Annotated in this window: 16 protein-coding genes; 13 read left to right on the top strand and 3 right to left on the bottom strand. The window is 42.0% G+C overall.

Annotated elements, in window-relative coordinates; genetic code table 11:
* Positions 1-32 precede the first annotated feature (32 nt).
* Both B4G94_RS16570 and B4G94_RS16565 read left to right on the top strand, forming a co-directional pair.
* On the top strand, positions 33-887 hold the full coding sequence (locus B4G94_RS16570; protein ID WP_286860208.1) for a UbiA-like polyprenyltransferase: 855 nt from the start codon (positions 33-35) through the stop codon (positions 885-887).
* A gap of 80 nt (positions 888-967) precedes the next feature.
* A complete protein-coding gene (locus B4G94_RS16565; protein ID WP_286860207.1) occupies positions 968-2,644 on the top strand; it encodes a PNGase F N-terminal domain-containing protein in 1,677 nt (558 codons plus the stop codon).
* 85 nt (positions 2,645-2,729) lie between these two features.
* Here the strand turns inward: B4G94_RS16565 and B4G94_RS16560 are convergent, their stop codons facing one another.
* A complete protein-coding gene (locus tag B4G94_RS16560; RefSeq protein ID WP_104381061.1) occupies positions 2,730-3,191 on the bottom strand; it encodes an Lrp/AsnC family transcriptional regulator in 462 nt (153 codons plus the stop codon).
* Positions 3,192-3,349: 158 nt separating this feature from the next.
* On the opposite strand from B4G94_RS16560, the gene B4G94_RS16555 reads away from it, so the two are divergent.
* Positions 3,350-4,417: a PLP-dependent cysteine synthase family protein gene (locus B4G94_RS16555; RefSeq protein ID WP_108633246.1), complete on the top strand. Its 1,068-nt coding sequence runs from the start codon at positions 3,350-3,352 to the stop codon at positions 4,415-4,417.
* Positions 4,418-4,542: 125 nt separating this feature from the next.
* Complete coding sequence (locus B4G94_RS16550; protein WP_108633247.1) at positions 4,543-6,225, top strand: protein-disulfide reductase DsbD family protein; 1,683 nt, start codon at positions 4,543-4,545, stop codon at positions 6,223-6,225.
* Positions 6,226-6,772: 547 nt separating this feature from the next.
* Here the strand turns inward: B4G94_RS16550 and B4G94_RS16545 are convergent.
* Entirely contained in the window at positions 6,773-9,370 is a 2,598-nt protein-coding gene (locus B4G94_RS16545) for a DUF5686 family protein (RefSeq protein WP_286860205.1), read from the bottom strand.
* 301 nt (positions 9,371-9,671) lie between these two features.
* Complete coding sequence (locus tag B4G94_RS16540) at positions 9,672-11,360, bottom strand: RluA family pseudouridine synthase (protein ID WP_286860204.1); 1,689 nt, start codon at positions 11,358-11,360, stop codon at positions 9,672-9,674.
* Between the two features lie 146 nt (positions 11,361-11,506).
* Here B4G94_RS16540 and B4G94_RS16535 point away from each other — a divergent pair, with 146 nt between their 5' ends.
* The 9 genes from B4G94_RS16535 (at position 11,507) to B4G94_RS16495 (ending at position 24,791) form a co-directional block, all read left to right on the top strand.
* Positions 11,507-11,980 (top strand): Dps family protein, encoded by a 474-nt coding sequence (locus tag B4G94_RS16535; protein WP_108633250.1) that lies wholly within the window; start codon positions 11,507-11,509, stop codon positions 11,978-11,980.
* A gap of 148 nt (positions 11,981-12,128) precedes the next feature.
* On the top strand, positions 12,129-14,588 hold the full coding sequence (locus tag B4G94_RS16530; RefSeq protein WP_108633251.1) for a glycoside hydrolase family 31 protein: 2,460 nt from the start codon (positions 12,129-12,131) through the stop codon (positions 14,586-14,588).
* Positions 14,589-14,590: 2 nt separating this feature from the next.
* Positions 14,591-16,549, top strand: coding sequence for a 1,4-alpha-glucan branching protein GlgB (gene glgB, locus B4G94_RS16525; RefSeq protein WP_286860202.1), 1,959 nt, complete (start codon positions 14,591-14,593; stop codon positions 16,547-16,549).
* 88 nt (positions 16,550-16,637) lie between these two features.
* The gene (locus B4G94_RS16520) at positions 16,638-18,050 is read left to right on the top strand and encodes a glycogen synthase (protein ID WP_286860200.1); all 1,413 of its coding nucleotides are present in this window, start codon (positions 16,638-16,640) and stop codon (positions 18,048-18,050) included.
* A 6-nt stretch (positions 18,051-18,056) separates the two neighbouring features.
* On the top strand, positions 18,057-19,340 hold the full coding sequence (locus B4G94_RS16515) for a glucose-1-phosphate adenylyltransferase (protein ID WP_108633253.1): 1,284 nt from the start codon (positions 18,057-18,059) through the stop codon (positions 19,338-19,340).
* Between the two features lie 59 nt (positions 19,341-19,399).
* The gene (locus B4G94_RS16510; protein WP_165308077.1) at positions 19,400-20,161 is read left to right on the top strand and encodes a hypothetical protein; all 762 of its coding nucleotides are present in this window, start codon (positions 19,400-19,402) and stop codon (positions 20,159-20,161) included.
* Position 20,162: 1 nt separating this feature from the next.
* Positions 20,163-20,945 (top strand): zinc-dependent peptidase, encoded by a 783-nt coding sequence (locus B4G94_RS16505; RefSeq protein ID WP_286860199.1) that lies wholly within the window; start codon positions 20,163-20,165, stop codon positions 20,943-20,945.
* A 74-nt stretch (positions 20,946-21,019) separates the two neighbouring features.
* Positions 21,020-22,801 (top strand): DUF4091 domain-containing protein, encoded by a 1,782-nt coding sequence (locus B4G94_RS16500; RefSeq protein WP_219929343.1) that lies wholly within the window; start codon positions 21,020-21,022, stop codon positions 22,799-22,801.
* A gap of 256 nt (positions 22,802-23,057) precedes the next feature.
* Positions 23,058-24,791 (top strand): thiamine pyrophosphate-dependent enzyme, encoded by a 1,734-nt coding sequence (locus B4G94_RS16495; protein ID WP_241254775.1) that lies wholly within the window; start codon positions 23,058-23,060, stop codon positions 24,789-24,791.
* The last annotated feature ends 605 nt before the right edge of the window (positions 24,792-25,396 follow it).

The following is a 25,396-nucleotide window of genomic DNA, read 5'->3' as shown; positions in this document are numbered from 1 at the left end:
GCGAACGTTTTAAAATCCATTAAGATCACCGCATGAAGAAGTATCTTTCTTTAGTTTTGTTTGCACACAGTGTATTTGCATTGCCATTTGCCCTTATAGGCTTCTTTTTGGCCCTGCATACCACTGAATATACCTTTTCCTGGAAACTGTTGCTATTGATGTTATTGTGCATGGTAACGGCCCGGAATGCAGCCATGGCCTTCAATCGGTATTTGGATCGGGACATTGATGCCATTAATCCCAGGACGGCAATGCGTGATATTCCGGCAGGGAAGATTTCGGCCCGGAATGCACTGATCTTTACCATAGTCAATTGCTTACTTTTTGTCATGGCGACTTATTTTATAAATTCCCTGTGCTTTATGCTGTCGCCCATTGCACTCTTCGTTGTGCTTTTTTATTCTTACACCAAACGCATTACACCGTTGTGCCATTTGGTCCTTGGTGCGGGGCTGGGTTTAGCACCAATAGGGGCCTATATGGTGATCACGGGACAATTTGCAACTGTCCCTGTTTTGTATGGCTTTGCTGTATTGACCTGGGTGAGTGGCTTTGATATTATTTACGCATTGCAGGATGAGGCCTTTGACCGGGCGAATAAGCTGAACTCCATTCCGGTATGGTTGGGAACAAAAGGAGCGATGCGGGTATCCGAATGTTTACACGTGATGTCTTTTATATTTGTTTTAATACCAGCGTTTTTAATGCCTGTCGGTTGGATTTATTATTTAGGAGTTGCGTTTTATGCCGCATTGCTGATCTATCAGCATACGCTGTTTTCGTCGACAAATCTAAGTCGCGTAAACCGCGATTTTATGACCACCAATGGTTACGCTTCCGTCATCTTTGCGGTCTTTTATCTTTTGGATATCTGGTTGATAAAATAAACGTTTTAGCATAAAATAAGAAAGGCTTTAGGAATTCCTAAAGCCTTTCTTATTTTTGTGTCTAATCCAATATGTATACGATGAAGAAAAATATCCTTTTTGTTTCAATGTTATGTCTGTCATTGTCCTCTTATGCCCAGAAGCTAACGAGCTATGTGATCCAGTATAATCAAAGTTTTAATGGCAATACACCTGCCAATCAGAATGGGGTAGTGGTGTATGCCAATGTGAATGAAACGTATGTCAGCTCGGAGAAAGATCTAAAAGGACAATTATCGCCGCCCTACGAGCGTGTGTTGGTGGAGCGGTCAGCCGGAAATAACCTGCTTAAAATTGCGAAACTGAAAGATGGTTCCCTCATCCTAACAGGGGATGCTCAGGCGCTTTCCAAGCAGAAATTTACACCGACCAATGAGACTAAGACCATTTTGGGCTATCCCTGTAAAAAAGTGGAAACCAGTATCAATTCCAATAAGATTGAGCTATGGTATACGGATAAACTAGGGGTAAAGGGAGCCCCGAGCGAACTAGGGCAGGATCTGGGGTTAGTATTGGAAGTAATCAGAAATGGCAATACAAGGACTTTCGCAACCAAAGTAGAGAAAGTCAATACAATCCCTGACCAATTGAAGCTAAAAGGAAGCGAAAAGCGCTATGATGAACTTTCCTATAAAGACCTTATTTGGAAAAATCGTTTTATCCGGCTTCCTATCTTTCAAAAAGAGCGCATTCGTTTTTCCGAGGATGTCAAATCTGATTCAATCCTGCGTTTTGCGAATGGTACAGTCATTGTCAAGAAAGTGAAAATACCGAAAATCAAACTTAGCGATAATGTGTTTGTTCAGCTTGTGGAGCAATCAAAAGGGGATGCCTATGACCGCACCGGATCTGTTTTTATCATCCCTGCCAATAAAGCACAAAGCTTTTTGGATGGGATGAAAAGCGGGATGTCGACCTTGCCGAAGTATGAAAATGGTAATGGGAAAAGCTACCAAGGTGTGGTAAGGACCACCACTTTCGAACCTATCGTTGAATTGATGCGGTTTTTTACTCCCTTTGGTGTTAAGCAGTTTAACTATCTTCAGTTAAAGGATAAGGTTTGGCAGGATTCAGTACTTTACAGGCAGGATGTGTCGGAGCTCGCTGGGATGTTGAGCGAGCAGGAGGTATACGTAGGCGCTTTTATTGGCAACTATGATAAGAATGGTCATGAAGTTAGCGTCGAGCTCACCATTCACCCTGGTTTTGAAGCTGGATCGGAGGGAGAATTAAAAAAGACCATGTCCTTATTTACGACGACCAATGTCATGGAAATGGGCGGTCAGGAGTATGGATCCATGTTTGATCAGGACAAAGGGCTGACGCTCTCGTTTCGTTTGGATCAGGACGCTAAAAATGTACAATTACGCTATATCACAACCGGTCATGGTGGTTGGGGAAATGGCGATGAATTTGTACCCAAAGAAAACCGTATTTTTCTAAACGATGCCCTACTGTTTAAATATACACCCTGGCGTAACGATTGCGGTTCTTACCGTCTGTCCAATCCCGCTTCGGGTAATTTTGCCACGGGATTATCTTCGTCTGATTTAAGTCGCTCCAATTGGTGTCCGGGAACGGTTACACCTCCGATTTACATCGATTTAGGTGATTTAAAAGCTGGTGATTACAAATTGCAGGTTCAGATCCCACAAGGCGCTCCGGAGGGAACAAGTTTCAGCAGCTGGAACGTCACCGGGACCTTACTGTTCGATTAGACTGAATGATACAGGTGAGGTATTGATCTTATTGAAATCAATACCTCATACTTTTTTTAGGGGGTACTTGGCCTGTCCCTAGGTATTATAGTGGATAAGCAGTTTCACTCTTTGTTTCCGATAATACAAAATAAGTCTGTACGGTATTGACCTGCGGGAGCACCGCCAGACGGTGTCTTAAAAAGATGTGATAAGCGTCCATGTCTTTGGTAGCAATACGCAACATGAAATCATAGGATCCAGCCATCTGATAGCATTCCATAACTTCGGGAAACTTCGCCACTTCTTTTTCAAATTCGTTCAAAACCTCAAAGGTATGTGCTTTCAGGAATACCTGCGAAAACGAAATCAGTCCAATCCCGATTTTGTGCCGATCCAGGATCGCTACCGTTTTTTTGATATACCCCAGTCTTTTTAATTTTTTTACCCTTTCGTGCACTGCTGCGATTGATTTATTCAATTCAAAGGAGAGTTCCTTATTACTTAACGAAGCATCGTGCTGTAATAAGCGCAATAATTTTAGATCGATATCGTCCAATTCCATAATATGAATATTTTCGGTGTTGTTGCAAAATTACAATGTTGGAATGAATAATTTATTGTTAGTTATGTCTTTTTATTGAATTTTTATTGAAATTATAGTTTTGTATTGAATAATATCTTGTTATTATCCAATTTTGCAACAGAATAATCATTTATATAAAGATGGCTGAACAAGAATTACTAAGTGCATGTTTATCGCCTGCATTGGACAAAAGATTTAAGCATTTGTGGAGATTGGTCGGTAATACGCCAATGTTGGAATTGCAGTATACCTACAAAGGTAAGCCAGGCCGGGTGTTCGTGAAATGTGAGAATTATAATTTAACAGGTAGTATCAAAGACAGAATGGCTTTATATATCCTGTATAAAGCATATATGAATTGCCAGATTAGACCGACGGATGTTGTTATTGAAGCTACGAGCGGAAATACAGGAATTGCTTTTTCGGCCATTGGTAAAGCTTTAGGCCATCAGGTAAAGATCATCATGCCAAATTGGTTGAGTAAAGAGCGTACCGATATTATCAGAAGCATGGGGGCTGATATTCAGCTGATCAGCAAAGAAGAAGGTGGTTTTTTGGGGAGCATTCGTTTGAGCGAAGAGCTTGCTGCCGCTGGTGGTGTTTTTCTTCCACGGCAGTTTGAAAATCAATATAACGCTGAAGCACACGAGAAAACGACCGGTTATGAAATTGTGAAGCAACTGGAAGAACAGGGTTTGATCGCTGACGCCTTTGTGGCAGGAGTGGGAACCGGTGGGACCGTCATGGGGGTAGGGCGCAGCTTGCGGAAGGCGAATCCAAATGTTCGTGTACATCCCTTGGAGCCAGCGGAAAGTCCAACATTAACAACAGGACATAAAGTTGGTTCACACCGCATTCAGGGTATATCCGATGAATTTATTCCGGCAATAGTGAATTTGGATGAACTGGATCGTGTTGTTTGTGCCAACGATGGCGATTCGATCATTATGGCCCAGAAGCTGTCAAGGCAATTGGGGCTTGCCGTTGGAATTTCCTCGGGAGCCAATGTTATTGGAGCAATTAAGTTACAACAGGAGTTAGGGGACGAAGCAGTTGTCGTCACGCTACTATGTGATGACAATAAAAAATATTTAAGTACGGATTTGGTGAAAGAAGAGCCTGTTAAACCGGGCTATTTATCCAGCGATGTTGATTTTCTGGGTTTTCAACCAATTTGTAGGCTGCCAAATCCTGTATTTGGAGCATAGTAAGATTCAGTTTCATATGTTTATAGTGAACTCGGGGAGTGTATTGCTCCTCGGGTTTTATTTACACAAGAACAAATGAACAGGTCTCAAAGCAAAATAAATTATGAAAAACACACGATATTCTGATGAAAACTAATTTTAAACTATTAACCCTTTTATTCCTGCTCATCTTTCCTCTTGCTATGTTTGCGCAGCAGGACAGTACGGTTAGCCCGGATGGTATCGAATTCACGGATGGTACAATCAGCCCGGATTCTTTATCTTTTGAAGAGTCACCTGACACGGTTACAGCTCAAGCTGACTCCAGTAAGACAACGGTGGCTGCCACAGCTAAAGCAGGTGGTTCGGCAGAAGGTGGAAAAAAGTCACTTTGGAGCATTTTTATCGCAGGCTTGGTCGGAGGCTTCGCAGCCTTGTTGATGCCTTGTATATTTCCGATGCTTCCTTTGACCGTAAGCTTCTTCACTAAGCAGTCCGGTAGCCGTGCCAGTGGCATTAGTAAGGCTTTATTGTACGGATTATTCATCATTGTGATCTATGTCGCTTTGGGAATGATTATTACCATTGCATTTGGTTCTGATGCACTCAATGCACTTTCGACCAATGGGATTTTTAATTTTATTTTCTTTTTGCTGTTGGTGGTATTTGCGGCCTCATTCTTTGGTGCATTTGAAATTACCTTGCCGAGCTCTTTTGTGAATAAAATGGATGCCAAGTCGGATAAAGGTGGACTTGTAGGGCTATTTTTTATGGCATTCAGCCTGTCGTTGGTGTCGTTTTCCTGTACGGGGCCGATTATCGGAACGCTCCTGGTGGAAGCTGCATCAAAAGGTGAACGATTGGGGCCTGCCATAGGTATGTTGGGATTCTCCATTGCCCTGGCTATTCCATTTGGCCTATTCGCTATGTTCCCATCGATGCTTAAATCGCTGCCAAAATCAGGTGGCTGGTTGAACAGTGTAAAAGTGGTGCTTGGTTTTTTGGAGCTGGCTTTGGCATTGAAATTTTTGTCGAATGTAGATTTGGCTTACCATTGGAACTGGTTGGACAGAGAAGTATTCCTCTCCTTATGGATCGCCGTATTTGGTTTGATGGGGCTTTATCTGATCGGTAAAATTAAGTTTTCCCACGATAGCGACCTCAAATTCCTGTCTGTTCCGAGAACAATACTCGCTATTGTTGTTTTTTCCTTCGTGGTGTATATGATTCCCGGTTTATGGGGCGCTCCCTTAAAGTCTATTTCAGCCTTTTTGCCGCCATCGGCAACCCAGGATTTTGATTTATCCACTGGAGTTGGCGGTGGTCCTGCTGCGCATACAGATGGAAAAGTCAAAAAATATGCTGAAATTTTTCACGAGCGTGGTACACCAAAAGGCTTTGATCCCTATTATGATTACGATCAGGCTTTAGCAACGGCTAAAGAGCTTAATAAACCTGTTTTGATTGATTTTACGGGCTGGAATTGTGTTAACTGCCGTAAAATGGAGGCAAATGTATGGACAGATCCTGCGGTAGCCAAGTTGTTGAAAGAAGAGTTTGTAATGGCCGAGTTATTTGTAGATGATAAAACTGAACTGCCTGTCAATGAGCAGATAGTTTCTACATACAGCAATAAAAAAATAAAGACTATCGGAAACAAAAACAGCGATTTTCAAGCTTCCGCATTCAATAGTAATTCGCAGCCATTGTATGTAATTGTTGATCCGAACGGTCGGGTGCTGGTTCCTCAAAGTGGGGCAAATTACAATGTTGAAGAATACAAAGCATTTCTACAGAGCGGTGTAGATGCATTCAAAAAGAAAAACTAACCATCGTCATATTCTAATTTTATCCTCCTTGCTGTTTGCAAGGGGGATTTTTTTTGTGTAAACCTTAGTTTTTCGACCATGCAATGCTTCTTAATATCATACTTTTCTAGGGATTCTTTCGTTCACCATCGAGTTCGCTTCGCCAACGCTTCGGCACAGTGTCGTATCTACTTCACCCTAAAGTCGGGGTGAATCCGTATTGAGTCCATGATGAGTCCGTGTTGAGTCCGAGTCTCGGACGCATTTATCAGATACTCATGGCGTAGTAAACACGCTCACACCTGGTAGCAGAGGCGAATCTGTCCCAAATCTGTCCCGAATCAGATACAAATATGCCCCGAATAACTCCCCAAACTTGGAGTCAGTGAGGGTTAAAGTTTTTGGGGTTTTTCGCCAAGCCGAACCGCAATCGGATAAATCGACAAAGAAAGATGGGGAAATATCGCGGGATAAGGATCAAATGGGAAACGCTGTAAGTAAGAAAAAAGGCCCAGTCATTCTCTCGATTGACAGGGCCTCAAATTATAATATAAATTTACGGAAACTATTAGAAGTCAAATCTGACCCGTGCACGGATCCCCCAGGCTGGAGCATCCACATGGTCAAGATAATTCAGACGTTTGACGTAGTCCACACGCAAAATTTTAAAGATGTTGGACAGACCGATACTGGCCTCCATATAAGGTTCAGAACCGAAGGTATATGAACTTTGGATATCTTGAGCATTGCGTTGCCATTCAAACACTTTAGAGCCATAATTTGGGTCGTCTGGATCATTTTCTTTACGAAGACCACCATATACACCTTTGAAACTAAATACCTCGCGTAGCTTGAGCTTTTTGATCAATGGGATCTTATTCAACAGAAATCCATTCATGTAATACTGCACATTGATAGAGGCGTTGTGATCACTGACAAATTCCAGAAAGTTCATCAAGTTATACGAGTTTAACTGATACGCATAGGTCTGGTTGGCCCGATGGATTGTCAGGAAAGGAAATGGTATCTCTTTTCCAGCGATGTAGTTGCCTTCTGCTGTAACGTCGGCAAAACCAAATTGACTTAGGTAAAAACGCTTGAATGCGCCCACGTTAAAACTATGGTAATTATATTCCCCTTTTGCCAGACCTTTAATTCCTGCTGTATAATTGAATGTGAATATGGGGTATTGATTGAAGATCGGCGTACGATAGATTTTACCTTGGTAAAATTCTTCGTGCGGAGCGTATCTAAAGTTGACCGACAATTCTGTTGTATTTAATTCGTTGAACAATTTGTTTTGTCCATTTTCATCCCGCATTTGATAGGTTAGACTACCCGCGGGAGTTTGTTTGTTAATGTTAAATCCAGCACCAATAGTCAAATGGTTCAAGAATTCTTTTTTATATTCCAGTCCGTAGTTGGTTTCGTAGATATAACGGTCGTTATCACCACGTTTGAAAGATAACAAAAAGTTATCTTCCTGAACGAATTCGAGCTTTTGTCCCGGAATCTTCGTATCTTTTTTATAAGAGGCCCTGATATAGTGCATAGGGAAGGAGTATACCGACTTGTTGTTAAAGGCATAAGTCCCACTGAAAAAGTACTTCCATTTCTGATCCTTGAATCCATAAGCCGCATAGCTCTCTGCATAGAAACGTTTGCTCAGTGATTCGGTCGTACGACCACCCACACGCAAGCGAAAGCCTTCAACAGGGTTGAAACTGTAGAATGTATTTACCGGACCAATTTCTACCGGACCGGCTTGTTTGTAACCCGAAAGAAGCAGGGCTGCGATATCCATGAAGGTTCTGAAAGAAGGAATTTTCTGTAGCGTATCTATATTGTGGTAGATATTCAGTTCATTCTGTGCCAAAGCCAACGGACGTTGTGTTTCAAATAAGGACTTTGTCGCTTTTTTATTCTCGACATTGTAAGCTATTACCGTTGATGGACCATCGTAAATGCTATCGGGTTGTTGCACGCCGACTTTATAGTTGTTGTAATTGACCGTTCGGCTTCCGCGGATACCCATTCCTTTTTCAGTTAATGAAAAATCAATTCCCAATGTACTTGTCTTCAGGTAGAATCTGCTCTTATTGTCTTTTTCGAATTTGAGCTGAACCTGAAGGTCGCGTACAAAATTTAGGTTGATATCATCCGCAACAGTCATATTGGCTCCTTGAACGGCATAATTGCCATCAAGCGTAACATATAGTTGCCCTTTAAACAACATATCTGCTTTATTGCGGGGAACGAAGCTCAATTCGACCAGCCAAGGCTGAGAAGTTTTGATGGTATCGGTAATGAAAAACTTATAAAATGTCGGTGCTGAGTTCGCAATCGGACTCAAAAACTGGTTGGTTACCAATGAAATGTTGTTGTCATAGATATCAACTTGTTCGTAGAGTTTATTAAAATAGGCTGCCAGACCATCATTATCTATAAATTTAGGGTCAAACTGCGCGCGTTGATCCCCCAAAATATATTGTTTGGTTTTGCTCGGATCTTTACGGTAGTACACTTTGGACATTTTCTCTTCGATAAAAGCCGGCAAAACATATTTATTGGCGGTTTTAGCCGAGTCATCGGTTTCGAAAAGAAATTGATAGTTCTTAAAGATCTTTTTGTTGACGAATTTTTCTGAAAGATTGCTCAATCCCAAAGACATTTTCTCGTATTGATCAAATTCAGCATATTGTTGTCCCGACAGACGGTTTTTATCTTTATTTTCAATCACCTTACGTATAAGGGCAACGGCAGGATTGTCTTTGTTGCTGTATTTTTTCTTTTTGGCTTTGACAACAACTTCCTCCAGCATGTTGTCCTGTGCATCCATCAGGATTTCCTTGGTCTGTACAGCATCGTTGGTAACGAAAGCATCCTTATTGTCATAGCCAACATAGCTTGCTCTGATTTTGACATAAGATGTCGGGAAAACCAGCTTAAACTCACCATTTGCATTGGTCGATGTTGAGGTTCCTGCAGCAGCAGGCGCGCCAACGACCGCAACAGTGGCGTAAGCAATGGGGGCCTTTGTCTTTGCATCTTTGACCGTACCCGTCACCGTTTTGGTCTGCGCGAATGCAAGAGATGCTGATAGCAAGAATGTTATCGAGAAAAAGAGTTTGTTTATGAAGGTCTGTGCGTTTATTTTAGCTTCCATTATATTGCTATAATCTTGAAAATTCAAAATTGTTTTCTTGTTTTTACTTTATTTCTGACTTTATAAGTATTAAAATCAAAAAATCAGTGAACAAAGGAAACAAAAAATTAAGAATAATTAAAATCTTATTGTAATGTAATAAAAGAAACGTAGTTCCGTCTTTTAAGGTTTAAATAGTTGTTTTTTAGCGGTTTGTCTTAAATTATTGATTTAGATCAATAATTTAACCTCCACATTTTGACTTCACGATGATTTTCCAGCCCACTATTTATTGACTTTTGTAACGATATAGTCAGTGCTGCTAAAAATCCGACGGGATTTGAAAAGAGATTTCCTGTCTGGAGCCCGGGTGAATAAATTTAATAAAAGCAGCATGCAGGTGTAACCTATTTGCTTTTCTGCCATATAGATCATCACCCAAGATCGGGGTATTTAGCCCTTCTGGGTGTACAGCGTGCATACGGAGTTGATGTGTCCGGCCTGTTAAAGGATAGAAGCGAACGCGTGTTTTACCATTTTCGACAGCAATTCTTTCCCATTTGGTCTGTGCTGGCTTTCCATAGGTATAACAGACCATTTGTCGGGGTCTGTCATCCAAATCCACACGAAGAGGCAGATCAATCAGTCCACATTCCTGTTCAATAACACCATCGAGTAAAGCAATGTACTCCTTGGTTATGGTATGTTGTATAAATTGGTCCTGTATGAATTGATGCGCCATCTTGTTTTTGGCTACCACCAAAAGCCCCGAAGTGGACATGTCCAGCCGGTGGATAATAATCGGGCCGGCATTTGGATAGCGTTTGAGAACACGAGTATAGACAGAATCTTTCACATATATACCGGGAACGGATAAAAACTCTGCGGGTTTGTTGAAGACAATAATATCTTCATCCTCATAGATCTGCGGGAGTTCCGTTTGTAAGGTGGTTTCCTGTTGCATGGGATTCGGGTCGACCGTAAGTCCCTGAAGCATGTAACCCAGAATAGGTTCACATTTTTTACGGCAGGCCGGATAGTAATTTTTATGTCTACGGATTTCGGAAGCAGGGGAACAGCCCCACCAAAATTCGGCCAGTGCTATGGGGGTAAGATTGTGGCTGTAGGCATATTGTAATAATTTGGGCGCAGCACATTCTCCGGAGCCTGCAGGAGGTGTACTTTGGTCAAAATCCTGAAAAATGGCAATCACATTCTTTTGCTGCCCTTCAGCATTTAAAAAATTATATTGTTCAAAAAGTTGTCTTTGCAGATTGCCCGATCGGGTCTTGCGCTCCTCTTTCATTGCCAAAATATCGGAAAGCAATTGTTGGAACTTAAGGTTTTCCGATTCCAGGGCCAGATGCATGTCATATTGATAGCGCTGAAGTTCTTGTTTATCCTTTAAGCTTTGGCTGCGCATATCTTCCATCAGCGTTTCATACGCTTCGTCTGACAGGATAGGACGCAATCTGGTTCGGGTTTCCTTACGTTCTTTTTTCTGATTTCTGAGTTTTGTTTTGAGCAGGTCAAGCGCTGTGTCCCATTGATCTTTTAGTCTATTGAGATTGCTTTTTGTTTGCGCCAGTTCCACGCTGTTTTCAAGAAGTTCAATTTTTCTGTTGAGCGCATTTAAGTGTACTTCTTCATTCAAAAAGAAGCCATCCTTTTCCAGCATGTCAAATATAGGGGGCACAAAGTAGCTGTGTTTGTTGCTGCCAGCAAGCTTGCCTGATACAGCCGCAAGATATCCGAGGCGATGCTGCTGATCGCGGACAACCAATATACCGAACATCTTGCCTATGGCATGACCGTCATTATTTTCTTCAAGACCAAAGTTATGTGTCCACTCGTTTTGTATCTCCAGGTAGGCCTGGAGTTGCTGCGCAGCAATAATGGCTAGCGGATGCGGTTCATAGCAAAACGGAAAAGTGAATCGCGACGGGAGTTCGATGCCCGAAATATCCTCCTTGAATGCATGAAAATAAGCGTTGTTGTCTAAAGTACCCACAGTCTTCCTCTAATAATATTTTGCTCGCAAAAATACGGTTATTATGCGATTGAAATGACATTTTAACGCCGTTTTTTTTGTTTTCCCTGCTTTTTTTGAGTAAATTTAACTAAGCGAAGAAGCTATAGTTAACAAATAAACACAATATGAAAACTTCAATTGGAATTAAAGATGCAGACTTAAAAAAAGTTGCGAAATTGCTCAATGTCTTATTGGCCGATGAACATATTATCTACATGAAAACACGCAATGCGCATTGGAATGTCGAAGGAGCTGATTTTCATGCTGCTCATTTATTTTTGGAATCCCAATACGATGAGCTGGCCGAAGTGATTGATGAAGTTGCGGAGCGTGTTCGTACCTTGGGCCATTATGCAGTGGGCTCCTTTGATAAATATCTAAAATTAACACGTTTGACAGAGTCTACTTCCGAAAAGACCGATAGCCAGTCTTATTATAAGGAGCTGTTAACGGATCATGAGTCTATTGCGATGTCCATTCGTGCAGATATTGCTGTAGTCGAAGGAACGGCAGACAATGGTACGGAGGACTTTTTGGTCGGCTTATTGGAAAAACATGAAAAAATGGCCTGGATGCTGCGCGCGCATTTCATTATGTAGCATGTAGCAATTCATCTACGGTTATTGAAAAAAATCCCGCCCATCCTGATGGGTCGGGATTTTTTTTTTCGTTTTGTTGTCGGCGCGGGATAATTTTTCTATCTTAAAGAGGAATTAAGCCTTCAGAAACATTTAATATAATACAGCTATGCTTGAAGACGACAACCTAAATCAAACCACACTAAACGAGGAAGAAAATGATGGTACTTTAGAGAGTATGCATCATGTGAATAATCCGGTATTGGATCTGCCCAAAATTGAAAAGAAATACCTCGAAAATGTTGTATCCCACAACCAAAACGATAAATCATACTATTTTTCCGACGGTAAGGCAACAGTTGAGATTAAGATCGTAACTGATGAGATTGTCCGTGTTCGATTGGCGCCACAAGGAACGTTTTTAGAAGACTTTTCCTATGCGCTGGCAAAGAAAGATCATCGCGTCAGCATCCATCAGTGTAAAGAGGAGGAAGATCACTATAGTGTGCATACGAACACGATTTCCTGTCGGATCAATAAAGAAGATTTTTTGATTTCTTTCTCGGATCGGGCCGGGAAATTGTTTAATGCGGATCAGGCACCTATGCATTGGGAGGAAAATCCGGATTTTGGCGGATATTATGTCTATAGTACAAAGATAGCTTTTGAAAACGAGGCATTTTATGGGCTAGGCGACAAGGCAACCAAGCTTAACCTCCGCGGTAAGCGATTAAAAAACTGGAATTCGGATACCTATGCATTTGCTTACGATCAGGATCCTTTATACAAAACGATCCCCTTTTACATCGGGTTGAAAGATGGGGAAGCCTATGGTATTTTCTTTGATAATACCTTTAAAACCTATTTTGACTTTGCCGCTGAAGATCAGGGTAAGACTAGTTTCTGGTCTGAGGGAGGGGAATTGCAATATTATTATATTCATGGCCCTCATATTATTGACGTAATCCGGAGGTACCATACCTTGACCGGCACACATTATTTACCACCATTATGGGCTATTGGGTACCATCAATGCCGATGGAGCTATTACCCCGAAGCGAATGTACGCAAGGTGGCCGAAGAATTCCGTAAAAGACAGATTCCATGTGATGCCATTTACCTGGACATCGACTATATGGACGGATACCGCTGTTTTACCTGGAATAAGCAATACTTTCCAAATCCGAAGAAAATGATTGCCGATCTTGCCAATGAGGGCTTTAAGACCGTGGTTATGATTGATCCGGGAATTAAGGTTGACGAAAACTACTGGGTATTTAGAGAAGGAAAGGAGAATAGATATTTCTGTCGACGGGGCGATGATTATTTTATGGAAGGATTTGTTTGGCCCGGGCGCTGTCAATTTCCTGACTTTACGAACCCTGAAGTTAGGCAGTGGTGGGGAACTTTATACCAGGGACTGGTGGAGGACGGAGTTGCGGGCTTTTGGAATGATATGAATGAACCTGCAGTTTTTGGTCGTGGGACATTTCCGGATGATGTCAGGCATCAATATGACGGCCATCGCGGCTCGCACCGAAAAGCACATAATGTATACGGCATGCAGATGGTGCGGGCTACCTATGACGGCTTAAAGAAATTGTATAAGAATAAAAGACCATTTACCATTACACGAGCGGCTTATGCCGGCACACAACGTTATTCATCGGTTTGGACGGGAGATAACTTGGCCAGTTGGGAGCATCTCAAACTAGGGACTTTACAGTTGCAGCGCTTGTCCACCTCAGGAATGTCTTTCTGTGGAACCGACATTGGCGGATTTACAGGGGAACCGGATGGTGAACTCTTTACGCGATGGATGCAGTTTGGCGTTTTTTCACCATTTATGCGTGTACATTCCGCCGGGGATACCCGTGACCGCGAGCCTTGGAGCTTTGGTGAAGATTGGGAAAAAATAAATAAAAAGTTTATTGAGCTGCGCTATCAGCTTTTGCCATATATCTACACTTGTTTTTGGGAACAAACGAAATACGGCTATCCGATCTTACGTCCTATCTCAATGGTTGAGCAGCATATTCCGACCAATTGGCAGCGGGAAGAGGAGTTCTGTTTTGGCGATAAAATATTGGTGTCGCCAGTGTTGCAACCCGGCCAGAAAAGCAAGATTGTCTACCTTCCCGCAGGAGATTGGTTCTATTATTTCAATAATGCGGTATACGTGGGCGGCAAAGAACATACCATTGCAACACCTTTGGATGAAATGCCACTATTTATTCGCGGTGGATCCGTTATTCCGGAATATCCGGTCATGCAATATACCGGAGAAAAGAAAGTGGAGGAACTGCAATTGAATATCTATTTTTCGGAGGGTGTGCATCGTTCTTACGTGTATTCCGACCATGGTGATACCTTCGCGTATGAGCAGGATATTTATCTGGAGAAATGCTTTACAGTGTCCGGATTAAAAGATTCCCTGTCAATCAAACAGACCCGTGACGGATTATTTACGGAGCGGTACGAAGAATATAAATTGCAATTGATCGGTTTGCCGTTTAGGGTAAAAAAAGTAAAAACAGATGGAATAGACACAAAAATACAACAAGATGAACAGGGGCGATATTGGATTAATGTCGCACGTGAATTTGATAACATATTGATCGAGGGTTAAACATGGCCAATCAAGTAATACCGCATAGTCTTTTTTCGGAATTTGATGTCGCACTGTTCCAGGCGGGCAGGCATTTCAAACTGTATGAAAAATTTGGTTCGCATGAACTGGAAGTAGAGGGTGAAAGAGGCGTTTATTTTGCGGTTTGGGCCCCAAATGCAAAATCCGTTTCCGTAACGGGAAACTTCAATTTTTGGGACAAGGGGAGTCATCCCTTAAATGTCCGTTGGGATACCAGTGGCATCTGGGAAGGATTTATTCCCGGAATAGCCAATGGTGAAACCTATAAATATTGTATTCAGACTTCATCGGGAGAGGAACTGGAAAAAGGTGATCCATTCGCATTCAGATGGGAGGTGGCTCCTAAGACGGCTTCCATTGTCCATTCGACCTGGTATGAATGGAATGATGGCAACTGGATGAAGGAGCGCATCGTAAAGAATAGACTGGATCAACCTTGGTCGGTCTATGAACTGCATTTAGGGTCATGGGTAAGGGATCCAGAGAGCCCGGAAACGCTGTTAAATTACCGTGAGATCGCCGTGCAGCTGGTGGCTTATGTTAAGGAAATGAATTTTACACATGTGGAATTTATGCCGCTGATGGAGCATCCTTATTATCCTTCCTGGGGTTATCAGATTACAGGTTATTTTGCAGCAAGTTCGCGGTATGGCTCCGCCCAGGATCTGATGTTCTTGATTGATGAATTACATGCTGCGGGTATTGGCGTGCTACTGGATTGGGTGCCTTCACATTTTCCGGGGGATGCCCACGGACTCTTTCGTTTTGATGGTACGAGTCTCTATGAGCATGAAGACCCGCGGAAAGGTTTTCATCCAGACTGGCAGTCCTATATTTTTAATTATGGACGCAATGAAGTGCGCTCATTTCTGATCAGCAATGCTTTCTATTGGTTGGATCGCTTTCATATCGATGGGCTTCGTGTAGATGCTGTGGCCTCGATGTTATACTTGGACTATAGCCGAAATGCGGGTGAATGGATTCCGAATGAGTTTGGTGGTAATGAAAACCTTGAGGCCGTGCATTTCCTAAAAGAATTTAACGAGGCAGTTTATGCTCATTTTCCAGATGTACAGACGATCGCTGAAGAGTCCACATCCTGGCCGGGGGTGAGTAAGCCAACTTATGCCGGTGGTTTGGGCTTTGGAATGAAATGGATGATGGGGTGGATGCATGATACACTGGATTATTTTAAGGAAGACCCGATCAATAGAAAATACCATCATGATCGCATCACTTTTGCTACAGTATATGCTTTTCATGAGAATTTCATGCTCCCTTTGTCACATGATGAAGTCGTCTATGGAAAACAGCCTCTGATTTATAAAATGCCCGGTGATGAGTGGCAAAAATTTGCCAATTTGAGGGCTTTATACTTGTTTATGTATACTTTTTCAGGAACGAAACTGCTGTTTATGGGGGGCGAGTTCGGCCAAACGTCTGAATGGAACGTGAATCAATCGCTCGATTGGCATCTGCTGGAATTTATGCCGCATCAGGGAATGAAAAAATTTGTGGCAGACTTAAATGCGACGTATCGGCAGCAGCCCAGTCTCTTTCAAAAAGCTTTTGATGCATCTGGATTTGAATGGATAGATGCCGGCGACCGGGAAAATTCGGTTTTGGTCTATTGGCGTAAAGCTTTTGATTCTTGGGATGACACGGTGATCGTAATCAACCTGACGCCTGTTGTCCGTGAAGATTTTCGAATAGGTCTGCCTTATGCCGGTGAATGGGAAGTGGTATTAAGTTCGGACGATCTCCATTATTTCGGTTCAGGAATCTGCAGCCAACATGTTGCAAGTGAACAACTGCATTGGATGAATCGAGCGCAGTCTGCTCAGGTAGACCTCCCACCGCTTGGTGGCTATATCCTCAAACGTAAGAAGGATCGGAAAGAAACCACTCCAGTGAAGTCTGCGGAACGTGTCCCTGTATAGGGCGATGCATCCATGACCGGAGAAGTTGGTGAAGTAAATTTTAATAGGATAGGTTCCATCTGAGCGATGGAGAAAAAAATATGTACGGATGAAAGTATTTCATTTAAGTGTTGAATGTTACCCAATCGCCAAGGTTGGTGGTCTCGCGGATGTCGTTGGTGCACTGCCCAAGTATCAAACTAAACTTGGGGTGGAAGCGGCGGTGATCATGCCCTGGTATGATCGCCCATTTGTTAGGGAGCATTCCTTTGATGTAATTCAAGAGGGAACTTTTTATCAAGGGTCTGAATTATTGAACTATTCTGTTTTTAAAGAAAAAGAAAACACACTTGGTTTTGAACTCTATTTAATAAAAATACCGGGTAAACTGGATCGTCAGGAGGTCTACTGTTATCCGGACGAAGGAGAGCAGTTTATAGCTTTTCAGCATGCGGTATTAAACTGGTTCAAAGCGAAAGCAATCGTACCGGATATTGTGCATTGCCATGATCATCATGTTGGCTTGATGCCTTTTCTGATGAAGTATAGCAATGAGTATAATTTCCTTTCCGGCGTGAAGACTGTTGCGACAGTACACAACGGTCAATACCAGGGCTGGACGCATTGGAGCAAGGCAATTCTATTACCCGGATTCGACAGCTGGAAATGGGGACTTTTGGATTGGGATGGTCTGATCAACCCACTTGCCGCATTGATTAAGTGCTGTGACGCCTATACGACCGTTTCGGAGGGGTATCTTGAAGAACTCTATGTGGAGGCAAATGGTCTCCAGCATCTGTTTTATGATGAGCGTCACAAGTCCGTCGGTATCGTCAATGGAATTGATTGGGATATCTGGAGCCCGGATAAAGACTATACCTTGATTGAAAATTATGATCTTGCTTCAGCCTTTGCCGGTAAACTTAAAAATAAGCAAGCATTGGCGCAGCAATATAAAATTGATCCGAAGCTCCCTTTGCTCGTCTTTATAGGACGTTTTGCGACCGAAAAAGGCGCAGATCTGTTGCCGGATATAATTTTGGATTTGACCGAAAATTTTTCGGACAGATTGAGTATATTTATATTAGGTGCCGGGGATCCGGCAATTCAGTCACGGGTAAAAATGCTCGTAGATGAAAAGATAGAAAATTTTGATGTGTTCTTTGGTTATGATGAAAATCTAGCGCACTGGCTTTATGCAAGCGCAGACTTTCTTTTGATGCCTTCGCGGGTTGAACCCTGCGGGCTCAATCAGCTTTATGCCATGAAATATGGCACTTTGCCGATCGTACACCGTGTGGGTGGTCTGAAAGATACAGTCATTGATTTGGAAAACAATGGATACGGCATTGGTTTTGAGTCGCTTGAGGTGGCTGAAATCAGAAAGGCGGTTATCCGGGCGGTCGAATACTATGAAAATAGGATTGAATTTGAGGACAACCAGCACAAAATAATGAGTTTGGATTTTTCCTGGAATAAATCCGCAGCAAAATACATAAGTCTATATAACCAATTAATTTAATTTGATATGTCACATCACAATGTAGTAGCTATCGTTCTGGGCGGGGGAAGGGGCTCGCGTCTGTATCCTTTGACCGACCAACGGTCTAAACCAGCTGTTCCTATTGCAGGAAAATATCGCTTGGTTGATATCCCCATCTCGAATTGTCTCAATTCGGGATTCAATAAGATTTTTGTGTTGACACAGTTCAATTCGTCCTCCTTGAATTCGCATATTAAGAATACGTACAACTTTAGTATTTTTAGTAAGGGTTTTGTCGACATTTTAGCGGCTGAACAAACCAATGATGGTGACAAATGGTTTGAAGGTACAGCAGATGCCGTACGCAGATCCTTCAGGAAGCTGGCAAGCATAGATTATGATTATGTCTTAATTTTGTCAGGGGATCAGCTTTATCAGATGGATTTTGATGCGCTGGTGGATTTCCACGTACAGAATGAAGGTGATTTGACAATTGCGACCATTCCCGTCAACGGTAAAGATGCAACAGGATTTGGAATTCTTAAATCGGATGAGCACAATCACATTACCTCGTTTATAGAGAAACCCAATCGGGAACAGCTGGTGGACTGGAGTTCAGAAGTGAGCGACCATTTGAAATCGGAGGGACGTGAATACCTCGCATCCATGGGTATATATGTGTTTAGTAAAGGTGTACTAAAACGTCTGCTGGAAGAAAACAGTGGGATGGATTTTGGAAAAGAGATTATCCCGGATGCGATTGAAAATATAAAAGTGCTCAGTTATCAATATGAAGGCTATTGGACAGATATCGGAACGATCGGCTCATTTTATGAGGCCAATATTGGACTGACCGATAATATCCCTGCCTTTAACCTATTTGATAAAAATACAGTTTTTACTCGACCGCGGATGCTGCCACCATCTAAGATTTCGGGGACAACCCTGCTTAACTCCGTTATTTCCGATGGATGTATTATCCATGCCGATAAGATCGACCGTTCTGTGATCGGTGTGCGTTCGCGTATCGGTATCGGTTCGGTCGTACGCGGGACCTATATGATGGGATCAGACTATTACGAGGACTTTTCGGATATGGACGAAGCCAAAAGAAAAAATATGCCTATTGTAGGAGTAGGAGAACGTTGCTATATCGAAAATGCCATTCTGGATAAGAACTGTCGCATTGGAAATGATGTTCGCATCAATGGCGGTCCTCATTTATTGGATGCTAACCACCAGACTTACACGGTTTGTGATGGCATCGTGGTTATCAAGAAAAATGCCGTTATCCCAAGTGGTACCACCATCGGGCTGACAACAGTATAAATTTATTTAAACAAGGGAGATAATATATTGTTATAATTGCGTGTTATTGTAATAAAAAAATGCAGTTAAAACAGATTATCTCCCTTCTTTTTGTGTTGATCGCGCTGGCCGCCTGTGATACTTCCCTAATGGTGCAGAGTACAGGCGTTTTGCGGGATGCATCGCGGAAATTTGAACTCCATAACGGCGATCGTCGTATCATTTACATTCCGATGCGGCATTTAGGGACTCGCGTATATTATGATCAGATACAGACTGCTGTAGATTCTCTTCAAAAATCAGGATATGTCGTTTTTTATGAAAGTATCGCCTATCAGGTGGATAGCGCGGCACAACGCGACCTTTATGATCGCAAGTTCAGAAAATTGACCGGTAACCGGCTCGGACTGCAGCAATGTATTGAGACTCCTGGAGATACCTCCCGCGTATTGAGAGCTCCTTTGTACCGGAAACTGGGACAGCGTATTATCAGCCAGCCGGATTATTCTTTTTTTCTGGTCAACTATGAAACTGCTGTCAACGCTGATATTCCTAAAAACAAATTACTGGATGATTTTGAATTCCGTTATGGTACCATACAGCTGGATGCCTGCGACTACAATACCCCATTAAATGCACCCTATAGCTGCAAACCGATAAAAACAGCGCTCAAAAATAAGTTTGACAAAGAGTTTGTTATGCAGCAAAGAGAAGAAAATCTAGCTTCCCTGGTGGCTGATGCCCCACAGCAGAAAATTTTAATCTTATTTGGTACATCTCATTTTAAAGGCTTTTTGCGTAATTTGCAAGCCAGAGACCCACGTTGGATAAAGATAAAATAATATGTTGGAAAAGATTTTTATTATACTGCTCATACCAGTAGTGATTTATGTTGTCTATTACCTATTGAACCGTACGGCTAAAAATAATACGGCAATTAAACGTGTTTTGAGTGATGAGGGGAAAAACATCCTGGAACAGGAGGTGGCCTACTATCGTCACCTTCCGCTTGCCGATAAACAGGAGTTTGAAACGCGCTGTCTGGCGTTTTTGGATACGGTCAAGATTGAAGGCGTGGGAGTAACCCTGGAATTGAAAGATTATATGCTCATTGCTGCGAGCGCCATTATTCCGATATTTGCCTTTAAGAAATGGACTTATCCCAACTTGACCAATATTATGGTCTACCCATCACACTTTAATGCAGATTACCAGTTCGAAGGACATGCAGACCGGAATATTATGGGCATGGTAGGTGAGGGCGCTATGAATGGACAGATGATTCTATCCAAATCGGCTTTGGAATATGGTTTTGAAAATCCAAATGACGGACAGAATACCGCGATCCACGAATTTGTGCATCTCATTGACAAAACAGATGGTACAGTAGATGGCATTCCAACTTATTTATTGGATAAGGCTGCCATAATTCCTTTCATGAATTTAATACGGGAGGAAATTAACAAGATTAAAGAAGATAGATCCGATATTGACACTTACGGCATGACTAATCCCGGAGAGTTTTTTGCTGTTGCTTCCGAATATTTTTTTGAAAATCCGGCAAAATTTCAAAAGAACCATCCCGAACTTTATACAGCACTTTCTAGAATTTTTGAACAAAGTTAAGTGGGGATAAATAAAATTTTAGTATTTTTAAAGCAAACAGAAAATGTTTGCTTTTTTTGTTAATTACAACTGTTATGCCTAAAACTACTATTTATTCTACTATTGCATTCGCATGTCTATTATTTTGCGGCAATAATCAAGTTTATTCTCAGGAGCGTTATGCCGTGGGGACAACTTTTACTGAAATGGCAGATCCGACAAAGGATACGCTTTCTAACTGGTCGAATGTTAAAGCAGGTCTGCATGCTTCATTTGTATCCATAGATAAACGTTATCCAAAGTCAGTGAATCCCAATGTTACTGTTCAGCACAGTGCTACATTGGATGCCTGGAAAGGAGAACAAGTATCTGCTCAAGTACTTCTATGGACCAATGCTGCAACAGCAGATGTTGTTGTTGCGCCGGGTGAACTAAAAGCAGGTAATGGAAAATCTATTGGTGCAGATGCAATTCAGGCACGATTCGTTCGTTATGTGATGACAGACGAATTTGCGAGTGGCTGTGGTCATCGTAAGCCTGAAGATTTTAAAGCTTCCCTTTCTGCGGATATGTTGGACGATCTGAAAAGTTATGATCTCGAAGCGAAGCGTGTCCGCCCTGTGTGGATTACGGTCAAAATACCTTCCGGAGCTACTGCGGGCCAATATAAAACGACAATTGCCGTTAAACAAAAAGGTAAGGTGAAGCAGAACTTGATATTGACCGTGAATGTTCAAAATCAGGTTTTGCCACCGGCCTCACAATGGTCATTTCATTTGGATCAATGGCAGCATCCATCGGCCGTGGCCCGTGTCAACAATGTTAAGATGTGGAGCGACGAGCATTTTGAAGCCTTAAAGCCAACAATGAAACAGCTTGCGGCAGCGGGACAGAAAGTGATAACAGCAACACTTAATAAAGATGCCTGGAATGTACAGACCTATGACCCTTATGCAGATATGATCAGCTGGAAGAAAGCGAAAGATGGCTCCTGGAGCTATGATTATGCTGTGTTTGACAGGTGGGTGCAATTTATGATGGACTTAGGGGTCAATAAACAAATCAATTGTTACTCTTTATTGCCATGGAATAATGAAGTTCATTATTTCGATGAAGCAAAAAATGAACTTGTGAATGTCATTGCGAAACCGGGAACACCGGTGTTTGAGGAGCTGTGGACACCTTTTTTAAAGGATTTTAGCAAGCATGTCAGTGCTAAAGGCTGGCTGAAGATTACGAATATCGCAATGGACGAAAGGAGCCGCGAGGAAATGGATCCAGCGGTAGCGCTGTTGGAGCGGGTGGCCCCTGAATTTGGAATTGCGTTTGCAGATAATCATAAAAGCTACCAACGCTATCAAAAAAGTACAGATATTAGTGTGGCTGTGGGAGATCCTTTTGACCATAATGATCTTATCGACCGACGTAAAAAGGGTTATATCACAACATTTTATGTTTGCTGTTCGGATGAATTCCCGAATCAATTTACCTTTTCTGATCCTGCGGAGTCTACTTATATGGCCTGGTATGCGCTTGCTGCAGGTTTTGACGGAGCTTTGCGTTGGGCCTTTAATTCTTGGGTAGTTGATCCTTTAAGAGATTCGAGATTTCGGACATGGCCGGCGGGGGATACTTATATTGTTTATCCGCAGGGACGAAGTTCAATTCGCTACGAACGTATGCTGGAAGGTATTCAGGATTATACAAAAGTCGGTATCCTGAAAGCGAAATTAGAAGAGGCAAATGATGCATCAAATTTAGCAAAATTGAATGCCAAAATTGCCAAATTAAATAAGTCCAAACGTTATGCGGACTGGAATAAAGACCTCAATGATGCGAAGGCGTTTGTCAATGCATTATCCAGTCAGATCAAATAAACAGATCACAGGACATTTGGATGTACAGGCTGCCCCTTTATCGTATTGGGGCAGCTTTTTTTTTGAAATTTTTTCTTGAGCCGTGATGCTCAATTTGTGGTTTCGGTCTGAAAAACGGTCAGTCCGGCGCCATTTATCTTTTTCGCGCAATGGCAGAATATCCAAAACCATTGTTTCCCAATATTGTTGTTATAAGAAGGCGGTCGCATGATTAATACATCGTCGCATTATCAACTTCTTAAATCATTATATGGGTATGAAAAATGTAGCACACCAAATCGTTGGTATTTTAAAAGATGCGGGAATCAAACGTATTTATGCCGTAACAGGAGATAGTTTAAATTTTTTCAATGAGGCTGTTCATGAGGACGGAACCATGCAATGGATACATGTTAGGCATGAGGAGGTTGGCGCATTCGCCGCGACAGCAGAAGCAGATTTACATGGAATCGCCTGCTGTGCGGGAAGCAGTGGTCCGGGACATGTCCACCTGATCAATGGCGTTTACGAGGCGCATAAGACACGTGTTCCGATGTTGGTAATTGCTTCGACCTGTGCCACCTATGAGTTTGGTACAGACTATTTCCAGGAAACCAATCCGATTAAATTGTTTGACGACTGCTCTTGTTATAATCAGATGATTACCCGCCCGGAACAGGTGCAGCGTATGGTTCAAAATGCATTACAGCAAGCGATTTCCAAACGCGATGTTGCTGTCATCGGCTTACCGGGAGATGTTTCCGAAATGGAATCCGTTCATATGAATACTTCTTCAAAAGTGTTTTTTACACAGCCACAGATCAGACCCTCTGATCTGGAAATTGGCCGTTTGGCACAATATATCAATCAGGCAGAAAAAGTGACTTTATTCTGTGGTGTTGGTGCTAAGAATGCGCAGCAACAGATTGTTCAGCTCTCCCAGAAAATTCATGCACCGGTAGGCTATTCGTTTAAGGCTAAACTGGATATCCAACGGGACAATCCCAATGAAATCGGTATGACGGGACTTTTGGGAACTGCGTCGGCTTTTCAGAGTATGCACCATTCCGATCTGATCCTGTTATTGGGAACAGATTTTCCCTATAAGGATTTTATACCTACCAATAAAACGATTGTTCAGATAGATATCGAAGGGGAGAAACTCGGCCGACGGTCAATTGTGGATTATGGTCTGGTCGGCGATATTGAGCACACGCTGAAAGCTGTCTTACCATTTGTGGAGGCAAGAAGCGATTCAAGTTTTCTTGAAAAACAATTGGCAGCTTACGAGAAAGTAAAAGAGGATTTAATGATCTATGTGGATGATTCGGGCAGTGAATGTGCTATTCAACCAGAATTTGTAGCCCATATGATCGATCAAAAGGCAAGCGACGACGCTATATTTTTGCTGGATACGGGAATGTCCTGTGTTTGGGGGGCACGCTATATCAATCAGCGGCGGGATCGCAAGATGCTTGGATCATTTAATCACGGATCCATGGCAAATGCTATGCCGATGGCAATTGGTGCAGCATTGACACATCCTGAAAGACAGATTATCGCGTTCTGCGGTGATGGAGGTCTTTCGATGCTGCTGGGGGACTTGGCTACGATAAAACAGTATAATCTGCCAATAAAACTGATCGTATTCAATAACCGTTCGCTTGGGATGGTCAAGCTGGAGATGCAGGTAGCCGGTTTGAAGGATCAGGAAACCAATATGGTCAATCCGGATTTTGCCCTGGTCGCACAGGCGATGGGAATTCGCGCATTTACCGTGACTCAACCCGAAGCGGTCGATGGTGTGCTCAGTGAAGCATTTCGCATAACGGATGAACCTGTGCTTATTGATATTTATACCAGTCCAAATGCCTTGGCCATGCCTCCTAAAATTTCCTTTAGCCAAATGAAGGGAATGACTGAAAGTATGGCGAAATTGATGCTTTCAGGTAACTTTGAAGAAGTCTGGGATACCATCAAATCAAACTATAAGCATTTGAAATCGCTCTGATAATGCTGAACAAAACGCTTAAACCATCATAAAAAAGCCTCTCCAATGCAAATAATAGTTGGGGAGGCTTTCTTTTTCAAGAAAAAAATGTTCGGACTATTAACTTAATGAATTAGAGATCAACACTGGCGCTGAACGAACCAAAGGCTTTTCAATAACTCTTCTTTACAGCGTCGAAGCTTTTCTATTTTCGATTCCGAAGAAATAGAAACGTTCTCTTTAACAATAATAGCCAAATCTGTTTCAATGGATAATTTAGTGAGGGATGTACACCCACTATCAAATTTCTTAAAGCTTACATCTTTCATACTAATATTGGTTAAGAATTCCTGAATTTTATAGAGTACAATTTACTAATAAAAATTAGCTTTACAATACGCTAGGGATAATTTTATTGTTACTAAATTGTTTATTTTTAATCTTTTATCGTATTATAACTTATAAACAATATTGGTGTGATTTTTGTTTTCTTAATTCCAGAATATTAAATGCTAGTTATTTAAAACAATAAACTGTTTTGATTTCTATTCATATTAATAAACAAAGGTAGAGGATATAAGCTGTTCCGCAGTTTCGATCGCGGTATGAATAGACTTTCCCCAACG

Source organism: Sphingobacterium sp. UBA7625 (assembly GCF_002484085.1).
Classification (GTDB): Bacteria; Bacteroidota; Bacteroidia; order Sphingobacteriales; family Sphingobacteriaceae; genus Sphingobacterium; species Sphingobacterium athyrii.
This window is presented reverse-complemented; position numbering and strand designations above follow the sequence as displayed.